Source organism: Brevibacillus soli (assembly GCF_044759095.2).
Classification (GTDB): domain Bacteria; phylum Bacillota; class Bacilli; order Brevibacillales; family Brevibacillaceae; genus JBIYSM02.
Map to the genome: position 1 here is coordinate 17,745 of NZ_JBIYSM020000023.1, position 12,473 is coordinate 30,217.

The window sequence follows — 12,473 nt, forward strand, 5'->3', positions numbered from 1 at the left end:
AAGCGCCGATGCCCCTTCCCGCTTTCCTTTATGCATCTTTCTTCAACAAAATTTGTCTCATTTGGTGAATAAAAAACGGATACTTTTCATCCCGAACGTCGGTGTTCACCATTTCCTGCTCACAGCGCTGACAGATAAACTGCTCGAATATGGCAATTCCTTCTGTCTTTTCCTGTTCACACACGATACAACGCTGAGCAATCCTTTCCATCATGAAAACGCCTGCCCTTTTCCTTATTCTACCACCCATTATACCCTATCATAATCCGTTCCATTCCCAAACGTTCGTGTTTTGGCCAAGCGTTCGGTAACTCAAGGAAAAGGCTTCCGCTTCCTGTAGCGGAAAACAGGCGCAGGCGTCGATGACGAACGGCTGGTGCATGCGATTCACGATCTCTGGCAAAGCTATTTCCTTCAGGCGCTCATCCGTTTCGCCGATGACCAGCAAATCGGCTCCTTCCAACGTTTCCTCCCAGCTGCCGAAAACCTGCCATCGGGAATGAGGCTTGTTCGGTTTTCCCTTACCGGCAGGATCGTACAGCCGCACTTCCTTTCCGCTTGTCCAATCCTGGGTGACTTGCCGCCAGAAGTGTTCAGAGCCCCACAAGGCGATGCGACACACATTCGCCTTTTCGACAAGGGTGGAACATTCCTCCGCCAGCCATTCAGCTATCGGAGACTCTTCTCCCCGCTCTGCTGTTAACCAGCCCTGCCCAATCCGCTTGTCCATCCCGAGAGCACAGGACACGACCTCAAGTCGGACGCCTGTATCGTCACAGCGCCGTCCAAGCTGAAGGTAAAAACGCTCCTTCCATGCGAGATAGAGTGGCAGTTGTCTCACTGTCTCATCTACTTCCCCCATCCGGCAGATCAAGGAGATCACCTCCCGTTCCGCCAACTGGCGCCGCAAGCGCGGAATCCACGTACTGTCAGGATCTCCGCCGATCAGGGCCCGTTCTCCTCCTGCCAGCAAAAAGAGGCGAACCACTTCCCACTGCGGAGCCTGCCAAACGGCTTTCATTTTCTCTGCCAGTCCGTACGGCACATGTTGCCCGTAGACAAGCATCAGCCCGGGTTCGGCAGAGGGCTTCGGCTGCAGGGCAACCAGCCGCTTCACGTCTTCCGGGGCGGTTACCACTGCTCCTGGCACATCCTGTGGAGAAGGATGACCCGCCAATGAAAATCCGAGACCAACCAGCTCATCCTGGCATCGAGCGGGGGGACAAAGGGAGAGCAGTGTCAAATTGCGGGTGGACACGAGCCACTCGGCCTCCTTTTTCCTTACGCCATCGATTTTGGAGAAACGGGCCGCCGCATTTCACGCCAAATGGCCGGGATCACTTTGGTTACGTATGGAGCAAAGCGTATAAAGGAGTCACCGGTCGTGCGCACCTGATAGCGGATGGGTATCTCCATCATACGGTACCCTTTTCGCACCAGATTCAGTGTCATGACCTGCGCGTAATTGTAGTCGTGGATAATCTCCAGATCAGCGAGAGCAGCCCGGTTAAACGCCCGCATTCCCGACTGGCCGTCATAGATAAATCGGCGCAGCAGCATGCACTGCACGGCGGTGAACAGATAATTGCCCATACGGCGATGCCATTTCATCCCTTTTATCGTTCCCAAAAATCGGGAACCTATCACGTAATCGGCTTTTCCGGCGAGCAGCGGTTCCACTAATTCCGGGATTTGTTCAGCCGGATATTCGTTGTCAGCGTCAATCATCACCGCGTAATGGGCACCGCGCCGATAGGCTTCCCGCAGACCCGCGCGAACAGCAGCCCCCAGACCGGTACTGACCGGCATGGTGTAGATTTCATCAGCCCCCGCCTGAAGGGACACTTCGACGGTTCGGTCGGTGGAACCGTCATTGACCACTAGCACCTTTACCTCCACATCGTCACGGAAGCGGCGCGGAACCTTGCGGATTACCTCCGCAATCGCGCCTTCTTCATTTCGTGCCGGTATTACGATATAGAGCGTTTGAATCATGGGTACTCTCTCCTGTTTCCTTTCCTTTTGTTTTCAGCGCGTCTACCAGTACAGGTCCGCGCGATTTATCTGGATACGGCGCTCCCATCAGATAAGCGATGGTGGGAGCAACGGAAACGAGGCTGCTCCACTCTTCCCTTACACAGCCCTGCTTCACCATGGGGCCATGCATGATAAACGGAACGAAGCGCTCTCCCTCATCCAGGTGTCCGTGTCCGCCGATGCCGTCCGACTGGCCGTGGTCAGCGCAGACGATAAAAGCAGCCTCCTCCAGCTTGCCGCGTTCTTTCAGCCACTGGTAGAACGAAGCGATCAGTTCGTCCGCCTCGCTGATTTTTTGCAAGTACTCATCGTAAAAGACCCCCCGGCTGTGACCGGTTTGATCCGTCCCGATCAGCTGTACGATCAGGACATCCGGGTCACTTTCCTCGACAATTTGCCGGGCTCGCCGCATGATCGTCTGATCGGCGATGTCGTTTTTCATCACGGCGGTAAACGTCTCCACATCTTTGCCGAACGCATCGACCAGATGAGCGCAAGCGAGCATGACGCCTTTTTTCCCTACTTTTCGCAGGCTGTCAAAGAGGCTCTCCGTTTTTACCCCCAGCTTGTACACCATGTTGCTGGTAATGCCGTGCTCACGTGGATACGTACCCGTAAACATCGAAGAGAAGCAGACGACGGTGCGCGCCGGGTAGACGGTCTCCATGTTGGAAAACTCCGTACCGGTCGCCTTGAGCCAGTCGAGAAACGGCGTATGAGCAAGCGCCAGCCGCTCTTTGTTGCATCCGTCAATTACTATCATATACACTTTCTTCGCCAACGGCTTGCCTGTTTTGACGTTGTGCGTATAGGTGCCAATCTCAACCGGCTTCCAGTTGAACAGCCAGCGGTGCAGCAGATAGCTGAAAACCGCCACACTGGCAGCGAACAGCAGAGCCTCCCCGTTGGGAACGACATGTCCCGCTGCCGCCTGTAAACGGTAGGCCGACTCCATCACCAACAATAGCGTCATCACTTTGGGGATTTGCTCCTGCGCGTTGCCGCTGGTCGAGTCGCTGTTTTTCAGGACCAGCTTCCAAAAGCGGGTGAAGTTCCACAGAGTGGTGCCGATCCGCAGATGATAGTATATTGTCCCCCAAAAAATCACCGTGAAGAAAAAGTAGACACCCACTGCCAGCAACAGCAGCGACAGTACCCCCTGGGAAGAAAACAGCCAGTAGGCGGCGAGAAACGGTATCCACAAGAAGGTGCGCAGGTGCAATGGAAAATCGTAGAGGAAATAGACGGCCAGAAGGGGGAGCGTCCAGGCCAGAGCGATCAACGCATCTGCCCAGAACCCTGCCTCTGCCCACTGCCCGAGGTGATAAAGCAGGAAGATCCCTGTCACGAAGACAGGTGTAAACGGCTTCCCTTCATTTAAAACATTCCAGCAACGTGCCGCGACCTTTTCCAATTTGGATGCTTTTTTCAAGATGATCCCTCCGCATTCTTGCTCTCCTCGACCGCCCGGCGGAAAAAGGCGAGCGGGGAAAGCGACAAGCGCCAGGCAGCGAAACCGCCGACGACAAATGAGTAGAAAAATTTATAGCCGTGGCTGACAATGGCCACTTGCAGGGCAAACGACATCGGATGACCCGCTGCCTCGTGAAGGAGTGCGGACATGACTGCTTCATAGGTACCGATCCCACCCGGTGTGACGTGAAAGGTTTGCCCGATGATGGTCAGGACGTGCACCAACAGCGCCTGCGGTACGCTCAACTCTCCCTTAAGAGCGATCACCGCGGACCAGACGACGACCGCTTCCAGCGACCAACCGGCCACCGTCAGGCAAAAGGCGGCAAACCATTTGGGCCGTTCAACAAACACGCCAAGATACCGATCCAGAAGCGAAGAACGGCGAACCGTGATCCACCGATACCCTGCCAGCACCGCGACACCCAATCCAAACACAAGCGCGGATGCTGTACCGAGACTCTCACCATACCAATCTTGAACCTGCCCCGGTGCAACGAACAGCAAGGCCGCCGCAGAGATCGCCAGCAAGCCTGCGATATCGAGCAGCCTGCTGGCGCCGACCGACAGCAGCGCAGCTCCCCAGGAAAATGGATGATTCGTCCGGAGCAGAGCAGCTCGCGCCAGTTCTCCCCCTTTTACCGGAAGCAAATGGTTGAGCAAAAGCCCGATATGATGGTAATACCACAATTGCGATACCGATACTCGGCTGCCCATCTGGAAGGACCAGGCCATGCTGCGAAGCCAAAAAGCGGCTCCGTATCCTGCCGTCATCAACAGAATCAGGTGAGGACTGCCCACAAACTGCCTGATCGAAATCAACAGGTCCCGCATCTGCAGCTGTGTCAGTACGAGATAAAGGGATCCCAGCAGCAAAAGCCATCCGACAGCGGTGACGATCTTCCTTTTCACCGTGATTGCCACCATTGATAATATCGATGCAGTCCTTCTTCCAGCGTCACTTGCGGTGTCCAACCCAGCTCCTCCCGCGCCGCTGTAATATCTGCCCACGTCCCGCTCACATCGCCCGGCTGTGCTCCTTCCACGATCAGGTTCGCTTTTATTCCCGTGACCGATTCCAATGTGTGAACCAGTTCCATCAGACCCACAGGCTTGCCGCTCCCGAGGTTGTACACCTGGTAGCCGCCCATCCTTCGCAAGGCGGCTTCGATTCCGTTGACGATGTCGTCCACGTAGGTATAGTCTCGCACCGAGCTGGTGTTGTAGAGCGGTAACGGCTGATTATCGAGCAGCCGCTTGAGAAAACGGGAAATCGCCATGTCAGGACGCTGGTGCGGCCCGTACACGGTAAAAAAACGAAGGGATGTGATGGAGATGTCGTACAGCTGGGTATAGGTGCGACAGAACACCTCAGCAGCCAGCTTGCTGGCTGCGTAGGGAGAGGCCACGCTCAGATTGACCGAGTCCTCCTGCAGCGGCTGGTTGATGCTCCTCTCTCCGTATACGGAGGAAGAAGACGCAAACAAAAAGCGCTTCACACCGTACTGCTTTGACAGCTCCAACATGTGCACCGTGCCTTTGACGTCGATGTCCACGTAGGTGATCGGTTCGTGAAGAGACCCGCGGACACCGGGAACCGCCGCAAGATGGATGACCGCTTCCGGCTGCTCCCGCTCAAACAGGGCATGCATGTTCTCTTCGTCGAGGATATCCTGCCGGAAAAAGGAGAAGGTCCCGCTCTGCTGCAGCGCTTCCACCCTTGCTTGCTTCAGAGCCGGCTCGTAATAGGGATGGAAGCTGTCAACCACCGTGAGTGCATGTCCTTTTTTCAAAAGGGATGAGCAAAGATGATAACCGATGAAGCCTGCTCCCCCTGTAACCAAAATGTTCATTGCGTTTTCGCTCCTCTGCCATACCCACCCGGCAAAAGCCAGCGCTGTGCCGAGCAGGTCCCCACAACCTAAAAGTCGATGGCTGCTGGCCACCGACCTGTCTGACGTCCTAATTGCCTTCTCAAAATCGCTTGGCCTGTGCGATAATAGAAGAAATAGGAAGGGTATTAAATTTGATAATCATTCTCAATAATTCATTATAAAGGGAGCCTGTCCCACTGTCAATTGACAGCGATCCCGAATGGTGCCTCGCCCCGCTTCAGGTACATCATACCTAGCTTCACGCAGAAGGAGTCGTTTATGAAAGAACAGACCATTTACAGTTACAAGCTGCTGCTCCGCTTTCGCTGGCGCTTCCCGGGGCTCCTTTTTCAACTGCTGCTCCTCGGCGCGTCACTGTTGGGCGTCTCCCTGTGGTTGCCTGTCGCCCTTGAGCAACTGCTCGTTTCCTCCTACATCCTGGCGGGAGTTCCGGTTGCGCATTTCCTCTTGTTTCGCTTGTACACCCATATCCGATCCATTTCTCCCGGCACCACGCCGGACATGCTGTTCTCCGCATGGTGGGGGGCAGGCTTCAGACTGCCGCAGCCGCTAGCCCTTTACCGCGGTGCCGAATGGACGGTCATTCTTGGCAGTTTGCTTCTAAGCGCTGCCCTGTTTGTCTGGCTGCCGCTCTCTTTCGGAGTGACACTCGTGTGCGGAGCGATCGTGTTCGCTTTTCCCCGTCTGCTCATACTGCTGCTCTCCATTCGGCAGCCCAAACAGTGCCGAGTCAAGTACGAATCGGCGAGCGTCGCTTTCCTGCTTACGGACGGGTAACCGTTACATCACCCCTAGCTTGATGACCAGCAACGCTGCAACTCCAGGCAGCCGCAGCAGACCTGCCAGAAGGGCCGTAACCGGATTGATCGGGATGTGAAAGTGTGCCAGTTCCCCCACCAGGTTGACGAAAAACAGCATGACACCGCCAATGACAAGCTGCAGAGCCAGAAATCCGATCCAGCGAATCGGCTTTGTCACTGATTTGCTGGCCGCTACCACCGCCAAAAAGCCGATGACAACCAACGCAATCATCCATTCCGTTGCCATCTCAATCCCCCCTACGCCTGTTTTCTCACTTGTTCCTGTTTCGCTTGGTTCAACAGATACATGTAGCGCTTTTCCGTCAGCTGCAAATAGTAGATGGCATCCTCCACTTCCGAGTCCTTCTCGCTCATGTCTGCGAGGTGCCGGGCATTCTGCCAGTCCATTTTCGCCTGATCCACCGCCTCTTCCAGGGAATGGCGATTCCACCAGGCGATCTGCTGCCGTTTTTGTCTTCTCAACCACTTCACTTCTCCATCCTCCTTCCTTTAGTAAAAGTAATACAGGACCCCTGCGATATTGTTCATCGCATGAAGCAATACGGCTCCCCACAGGGATTGATAACGATGACGGAGATAGCCAAGCCCCAATCCAATGACAAAGAGTGGTGCAAACAATGCGAGATCGATGTGCATCAACGCAAACCACAAGCTGCTGACGAGTATTCCCCAAAATGCTCCCCAACGCCGCTCAAGAAACGTCTGCACCACGCCGCGGAAGAGTAATTCTTCGGCAATGGGAACGAGAATCCCGATCACCAGAATCGATACGAGAATACTTGAAGAATCGGCTTCTTTTGCCTCTACGATTTCGTCCTGGATTTGCTGCTCTCTTTCCGACTCCAGCGACAGGTTCAGCCAATCGGCGATCGGGCCGGTTACAATGGCGTCCAGGGCAAACACAATGGCCAAAAAGAACAGAAGCAGTGCAAGCAACATCCGCTTCATCTGAACCGGCGCACGCCAACCAATGGCTTCCAGGCGTCCGCGAAACCAGACCGGTATGACAACAAGCATGAACATCTGCAGATAGGCCGACTCCAGGAAGCTGCCTGCCGAACCTTTTGTAAAGATGGAGTGCGGCAAATACAGCCCGTACAAGAGCAGCATGCATGTGTTCAAGGCCTGCAGCCAGGCAAACACGTAAACGAGATCCGTCCCGGTCACTCCCCGTACCCATGGCACTTGAAGCCCGCTCCGCCAATCACGGAAGAGGGTGACGGCAAAACCAACGGCACAGACGAAACAGACCAGCGTCACAGTCAATACAATGAGCGACCACCACTGCCCCGGATCATCTGCAGTTGATGCCACCCAGCGCCCGTCACTTCCCTGGAAAAAACGGATCATCGACAATTCTGACAACATCATGGCGAAATAGCTGACGAACAACACAACTGCCCACGGCCTTGACTTGCGCCTCTCCGTTCTTCCCCACAGCTGAAGCCCCGGTCCAGTTTGCATTTCCTCACGCTCCTACTTCCACTCTATGTCTCGTCCAACCAAAAAAGTCGCAAAAAAAGACAGGACACACCTGTCTTTTCACACCTTTTACAATTCTCTGCGGCCTTCCAGGGCCTTGGTCAACGTTACCTCGTCCGCATACTCCAGGTCACCGCCGACCGGCAAGCCGTGGGCAATTCGCGTCACCTTTATGCCAAACGGCTTGATCAAACGGGAGATGTACATGGCCGTCGCTTCCCCCTCGATGTTCGGGTTGGTGGCCAGGATCACCTCTTTCACTTGCTCGTCGCTCAACCGTTTGAGCAGATCAGGTATGCGGATGTCTTCCGGCCCGATGCCGTCCATGGGAGAAATGGCGCCGTGGAGCACGTGATAGTACCCTTCGTACTCTCGTGTCTTTTCCATCGCCACCACGTCCTTCGGCTCCTGTACCACACAGATGACGGAGCCGTCCCGCCGTTTGTCGCTGCAGATGTGGCACGGATCGACGTCCGTGATGTTGTTGCATACAGAGCAGTAGTGCAGCTGGCGTTTGGCGTTGACCAGCGCCTTGGCCAAATCGAGGACGTCGTCTTCCTTCATGCTTAGCACGAAAAACGCCAGGCGTCCTGCCGTTTTCGGACCGATGCCTGGCAACTTCATAAACCCTTCAATCAGTTTCGATATCGGTTCGGGATAGAACATGTCTCTTATACTCCTTCAGGTGCTGCCTGTTCAGGCTCTAAAACAATCCCGGGATGTTCATTCCTCCGGTGAAGCGGCCCATCTCTTTTCCGATCATGTCATCCGCATTTCGCAGCGCGTCGTTTACGGCCGTCAGCACAAGATCCTGCAGCATCTCCACATCGTCCGGATCGACTACTTCCGCCTTGATGGCGATGTCCACGATCTGTTTGTGACCGTTTGCCTTTACCACCACGGCGCCGCCGCCCGCAGAACCCTCGACGATCTTCTCTTTCAGGCCTTCCTGGGCTTTCTGCATTTCTTCCTGCATCTTTTTCACCTGGCGCATCATTTGTTGCATGTTTTTCATGTGGATTTCCTCCTTGTCGTTTTCCTGTGTCTATTCCTTTACTTCCACCAGTGCTTCGCCGACTAGCTTGATCGCCTCAGCGACGAACGGGTCCTGCTCTTCCGCCTGATCCGACCCATCCGCCGTGCCGGCCTGCTGCTGGACACTCTGCCACTCTTCCTCCATGACGGAAAGAAGCTGCATGGGTCTTCCCAGCACGCCCTGCATCACCCGCTCGACAATTCCTTTAAGCTCAGGCTCCATGGTTTTTTCACAGTGAATGGGGCTGGAAAAAGTGACAATGACCGCATCGCGGCTGGCCGCTGCCGGCTGACCGTTAACCAGCCATGCCTGATACTGAATCTTTACCTTTTTTACTTCCGTCAATATCTGGCTCCACTGACCCCGAAGCTGACGAGTCAAGTTCTCGTCGATCGACCTGGCCGCTTCCCGTACTTTGTTCATTGGCGTGCGGGAGCTACCTCCTGATGCGGCAGAGGCGATCCGTCTCGGTTCCCGGCTCCGCGGCTCTTCGCTTTTCGCTGCGGTCGGCAGCGTGGTCTGACCCTGCAGGATCTGGTTCAGCTTTTCCTCCAGCTGCCGGATGCGGTTCGTCAGGGCTGCCAGCTCTTCTCCTGACGGCTCAACCGTTGGTGAGGTTTGCCGGGTCGGCTGGCACAGTTTTACCAGTGTCAGCTCCACCAAAACCCGGGAATACGTGGACCACTTTAATTGCGTCAGGGCCTGGCTTATGGTCTCGATCACGCTGTACAGGGCGGGAATGGTATACAACTCTGCCACCTGCGCAAATTGATCGTCCAGCATCTTTCGCTCCACGATCTCTTCCAGCTGCGGAGCCGTTTTTAACAACAGCATATCCCGATAGTAGTAAAGAAAATCCTGCAAAAACTGCTCCGGGTCTTTCCCCTGCACCATCACCTGATCAAACTGCTCCATCACCTTGGCGACGTCCTGTTCCGCAATCTGTCGGGCCAGAACGGAGAAGTACGCCTGGGAAACAGTGCCGGTAATTTGAATGATGTCACTCGCTTTCACAACGTCTGCGCTGTAGCTGATCGCCTGGTCAAGCAAGCTGAGCGCGTCGCGCATCCCGCCTTCCGCCATCTTCGCAACAAGCTGCAGCGCCTGCTCCTCTGCCTGCACTCCCTGCGTCTGGCAGATGTACTGAAGGCGGCTGACCATCTCCTTCAGCGCAATCCGGTGAAAATCAAAGCGCTGGCAGCGTGAGATAATCGTCGCCGGCAATTTGTGCGGCTCCGTCGTTGCGAGAATAAAAATGACATGGGAAGGCGGCTCTTCAAGCGTTTTCAGGAGAGCATTAAACGCCTCCGTCGTCAGCATATGCACTTCGTCGATAATGTACACCTTGTACTTGACATCGCTTGGAGCAAACTTCACCTTGTCTCGGATGTCGCGTATCTCTTCCACCCCGCGGTTGGAAGCGGCGTCAATTTCCAGGACGTCGGTCACGGAACCGTCCGTAATCGCCCGGCAGGTGGCGCACTGGTTGCACGGCTCGCCGTCGTGCGGCTGTTCGCAGTTGACCGCCTTGGCCATAATTTTGGCCGCACTGGTTTTTCCCGTTCCCCTCGGACCGTTAAACAAATAGGCATGAGAAAGCCGACCTTCACGCAGCGCATTGCGCAGTGTGGTCGTCACATGCGCTTGTCCGACAACGTCGTGAAAGGTTTGCGGTCTATATACGCGATACAGCGCGGTATAAGCCATGGCCATCGACACTCCCAATCTGGTACAGTCCTGTTTCATATCTTATTTATTATACACTATCCGCTTTTGTACGTACAAAGAAAACGTCCCCGCGTGCATGCCGGGGACGCTTGTCTCAAACTGTTGTTACAGATAGGGCAGCAGGATGTGGAACGTGGTTCCATATCCTTTTGACGAAACGCGTATCTGTCCGCCGATGTCGTGAATGATTTTTTGGCAAACGGAGAGGCCGAGTCCGGTCCCCTCTTCCTTGGTTGTAAAAAACGGGTCAAAGATCTTGTCGATGATGTAAACGGGTATGCCCGGTCCGGTGTCGCGGATATCGATGCTCACCTTGTCGCCTTCCGGGGCGATGTGGTGGGAGATGTGCAGAGTGCCCGCACCTCCCATTGCTTCAATGCCGTTTTTGCAAATATTGATAAAAACCTGCTTCAACAACTCATTGTCTCCGACGACCATCGGCAGTTTGCTGCGCGAGGCGAACTTCACCTCGATCCCGTGCAGCAGAGCCTGCGACTCGACAATCGGCATAATCTCTTCAAAGATGATGTTCAGATCGACCAACGAGTACTGCACATCCCTCGGCTTGCTCAAGAGCAAAAATTCGCTGACCAGCGAGTTGATCCGGTTGATCTCCGTCAGCATGATTTCCGTGTAGCTTCTTTCCCGCATCATCCCGTTATCGGAAAACGATTGCAGAAACATCTGCAGGAATCCTTTGATCGAGGTGAGCGGATTGCGGATCTCATGGGCGGTTCCGGCAGCAATCTGGCCGATCATGGCCAGCCGCTCATTGCGTTCAATCTTTTGCTCAAACGAGCGGAGATTGGTGATGTCCTTAAACAAAACATAGGCGCCAACAATCTTGCCGGCTTCATCCTGAAGCGTATTGGCATCGACGATCAGCTCGTAACGCTGTTTGTTGTTGGTCCACGTGGTAGCGACATTATGTAGCTTTACGCCCTCCAACAGTTCACGCTTGATCAAGCGGTGTTCCTCGGGGATTCCGGCAAACACCTGATCAATGTGCCGGTTCATCACCTGCGGCCGCTCAATTCCCAAGAGCTTGCAGGCCATGTGGCTGATTTCGACGATCTTAGCCTGTTCGTTGAGAATGACGACGCCCAGGCTGGTTTCGTTGGTCAGTTTTTGCAAAAAACGCTGGGACAGTGTGTAATCGATCTCTTTTGTCAGTTGGAACAAGTGAACCATGTAAAGCGGTTGATCGGCCTGCTGTACCATAATCATGGCCGGCGTTTTTCCGCTTTTGCCCTGCTTGTCCCGCCATTCGACTTCCACAGGCTGCTCCGTTTCCGCTTCTTTTTTCAACAGCTCCCTGTACAACTGCTCCATCGAACCGCGGTACGGCAGAACGACGGAAAAGGGCTTGCTGACCAGTTCCTCGTGCTGGTAGCCGGTGACATGCAGCAAACGATCGTTTGCTTCCACAATACGCCCTTCCTGATTCACTAAGAAAACGGCATTAGGTAGTTGTTGCATAAACTGTTGCATTCTCCTGGACGAACCCAGGAGATGTAAGGAAAAAGATGCGCCCACAGTTGCCCCCCCTTACCCTCGACGTTTTTTCCCGTGCTCACCGTTCCCTTAAAAATTCTGCAAAAAATAAGGAAAAACCTGCTTTCTTACGCTGTTTTTGGGAGAAAATGTTTCGCTAGATTCCGCCATAAAGCAACAAAAAACGGCACGCCGTTTCATCGGCGTGCCGCATCGTTTGTTCATATAAGCACCGTGCACCTATCTTCGATACATTTCATCCAAGCGTTACTCATGGCCGCGACTCAGACCAGGCTGCCCTGCGGCACACGCGAGAATCCACTTATGGCTGCTTCCTTCCGGACCTGACCAGGTTCGCGGGTTCGCGTTGCACAGGACCCAATCCTCAACACCGCCGCCATAAGGCAGCCTTACATGAAAAGACCTCTGATAGGAATTCAACCCTGCTATTGCGGATTGCAGGTTACAGGGCACCGCAACCTCCCCGTCTAGCACGGCACCATTAAG

At 54.5% G+C, this 12,473-nt stretch carries 14 protein-coding genes and 1 other RNA gene; 1 reads left to right on the top strand and 14 read right to left on the bottom strand.

Going from position 1 to position 12,473, the window contains the following annotated elements; all coding sequences use genetic code 11:
- Positions 1–28: 28 nt before the first annotated feature.
- Genes ACE99V_RS11175 through ACE99V_RS11200 form a run of 6 tightly spaced genes read right to left on the bottom strand, consistent with a single transcriptional unit; the run spans position 29 to position 5,363 of the window.
- The gene (locus tag ACE99V_RS11175; RefSeq protein WP_400491219.1) at positions 29–211 is read right to left on the bottom strand and encodes a sigma factor G inhibitor Gin; all 183 of its coding nucleotides are present in this window, start codon (positions 209–211) and stop codon (positions 29–31) included.
- Between the two features lie 48 nt (positions 212–259).
- Positions 260–1,258, bottom strand: coding sequence for a UDP binding domain-containing protein (locus tag ACE99V_RS11180; RefSeq protein ID WP_400491165.1), 999 nt, complete (start codon positions 1,256–1,258; stop codon positions 260–262).
- 23 nt (positions 1,259–1,281) lie between these two features.
- A complete protein-coding gene (locus ACE99V_RS11185; protein ID WP_400491166.1) occupies positions 1,282–1,995 on the bottom strand; it encodes a glycosyltransferase family 2 protein in 714 nt (237 codons plus the stop codon).
- A complete protein-coding gene (locus ACE99V_RS11190; RefSeq protein ID WP_400491167.1) occupies positions 1,955–3,469 on the bottom strand; it encodes an alkaline phosphatase family protein in 1,515 nt (504 codons plus the stop codon). The genes ACE99V_RS11185 and ACE99V_RS11190 overlap by 41 nt, the downstream gene beginning before the upstream one ends.
- A complete protein-coding gene (locus ACE99V_RS11195) occupies positions 3,466–4,422 on the bottom strand; it encodes a lysylphosphatidylglycerol synthase transmembrane domain-containing protein (protein WP_400491168.1) in 957 nt (318 codons plus the stop codon). Before ACE99V_RS11195 ends, ACE99V_RS11190 begins: the two co-directional genes overlap by 4 nt.
- Positions 4,419–5,363: an NAD-dependent epimerase/dehydratase family protein gene (locus ACE99V_RS11200; protein ID WP_400491169.1), complete on the bottom strand. Its 945-nt coding sequence runs from the start codon at positions 5,361–5,363 to the stop codon at positions 4,419–4,421. The genes ACE99V_RS11195 and ACE99V_RS11200 overlap by 4 nt, the downstream gene beginning before the upstream one ends.
- Positions 5,364–5,663: 300 nt before the next feature.
- Between ACE99V_RS11200 and ACE99V_RS11205 the strand changes: the two genes are divergently transcribed.
- On the top strand, positions 5,664–6,182 hold the full coding sequence (locus ACE99V_RS11205; protein ID WP_400491170.1) for a hypothetical protein: 519 nt from the start codon (positions 5,664–5,666) through the stop codon (positions 6,180–6,182).
- Positions 6,183–6,185: 3 nt separating this feature from the next.
- On the opposite strand, the gene ACE99V_RS11210 is transcribed toward ACE99V_RS11205, so the two are convergent.
- The 8 genes from ACE99V_RS11210 to ffs all read right to left on the bottom strand — a co-directional run bounded on the left by ACE99V_RS11210 (position 6,186) and on the right by ffs (position 12,463).
- On the bottom strand, positions 6,186–6,452 hold the full coding sequence (locus ACE99V_RS11210) for a pro-sigmaK processing inhibitor BofA family protein (RefSeq protein ID WP_400491171.1): 267 nt from the start codon (positions 6,450–6,452) through the stop codon (positions 6,186–6,188).
- Between the two features lie 11 nt (positions 6,453–6,463).
- Entirely contained in the window at positions 6,464–6,697 is a 234-nt protein-coding gene (locus ACE99V_RS11215; RefSeq protein ID WP_400491172.1) for a DUF2508 family protein, read from the bottom strand.
- Between the two features lie 18 nt (positions 6,698–6,715).
- Positions 6,716–7,690, bottom strand: coding sequence for a CPBP family intramembrane glutamic endopeptidase (locus ACE99V_RS11220; protein ID WP_400491173.1), 975 nt, complete (start codon positions 7,688–7,690; stop codon positions 6,716–6,718).
- An 87-nt stretch (positions 7,691–7,777) separates the two neighbouring features.
- Positions 7,778–8,374, bottom strand: coding sequence for a recombination mediator RecR (gene recR, locus ACE99V_RS11225; protein ID WP_400491174.1), 597 nt, complete (start codon positions 8,372–8,374; stop codon positions 7,778–7,780).
- Between the two features lie 37 nt (positions 8,375–8,411).
- Positions 8,412–8,723, bottom strand: coding sequence for a YbaB/EbfC family nucleoid-associated protein (locus tag ACE99V_RS11230; RefSeq protein ID WP_400491175.1), 312 nt, complete (start codon positions 8,721–8,723; stop codon positions 8,412–8,414).
- A 30-nt stretch (positions 8,724–8,753) separates the two neighbouring features.
- Positions 8,754–10,451, bottom strand: a complete 1,698-nt coding sequence (dnaX, locus tag ACE99V_RS11235) for a DNA polymerase III subunit gamma/tau (RefSeq protein WP_400491176.1) — start codon at positions 10,449–10,451, stop codon at positions 8,754–8,756.
- Between the two features lie 126 nt (positions 10,452–10,577).
- Positions 10,578–12,008 carry a PAS domain-containing sensor histidine kinase gene (locus tag ACE99V_RS11240; RefSeq protein ID WP_400491177.1) on the bottom strand — a complete coding sequence of 477 codons (1,431 nt, stop codon included), beginning with the start codon at positions 12,006–12,008 and terminating at the stop codon, positions 10,578–10,580.
- 190 nt (positions 12,009–12,198) lie between these two features.
- An RNA gene (ffs, locus tag ACE99V_RS11245) (signal recognition particle sRNA large type) lies at positions 12,199–12,463 on the bottom strand.
- Between the last annotated feature and the right edge of the window lie 10 nt (positions 12,464–12,473).

What these genes read in the sequence shown, in the direction of transcription:
- ACE99V_RS11175 (WP_400491219.1), bottom strand. Translation starts at nt 211, where the DNA reads ATGGAAAGGATTGCTCAGCGTTGTATCGTGTGTGAACAGGAAAAGACA.
- ACE99V_RS11185 (WP_400491166.1), bottom strand. Translation starts at nt 1,995, where the DNA reads ATGATTCAAACGCTCTATATCGTAATACCGGCACGAAATGAAGAAGGC.
- ACE99V_RS11200 (WP_400491169.1), bottom strand. Translation starts at nt 5,363, where the DNA reads ATGAACATTTTGGTTACAGGGGGAGCAGGCTTCATCGGTTATCATCTT.
- ACE99V_RS11205 (WP_400491170.1), top strand. Translation starts at nt 5,664, where the DNA reads ATGAAAGAACAGACCATTTACAGTTACAAGCTGCTGCTCCGCTTTCGC.
- ACE99V_RS11210 (WP_400491171.1), bottom strand. Translation starts at nt 6,452, where the DNA reads ATGGCAACGGAATGGATGATTGCGTTGGTTGTCATCGGCTTTTTGGCG.
- ACE99V_RS11220 (WP_400491173.1), bottom strand. Translation starts at nt 7,690, where the DNA reads ATGCAAACTGGACCGGGGCTTCAGCTGTGGGGAAGAACGGAGAGGCGC.
- recR (WP_400491174.1), bottom strand. Translation starts at nt 8,374, where the DNA reads ATGTTCTATCCCGAACCGATATCGAAACTGATTGAAGGGTTTATGAAG.
- ACE99V_RS11230 (WP_400491175.1), bottom strand. Translation starts at nt 8,723, where the DNA reads ATGAAAAACATGCAACAAATGATGCGCCAGGTGAAAAAGATGCAGGAA.
- dnaX (WP_400491176.1), bottom strand. Translation starts at nt 10,451, where the DNA reads ATGGCTTATACCGCGCTGTATCGCGTATATAGACCGCAAACCTTTCAC.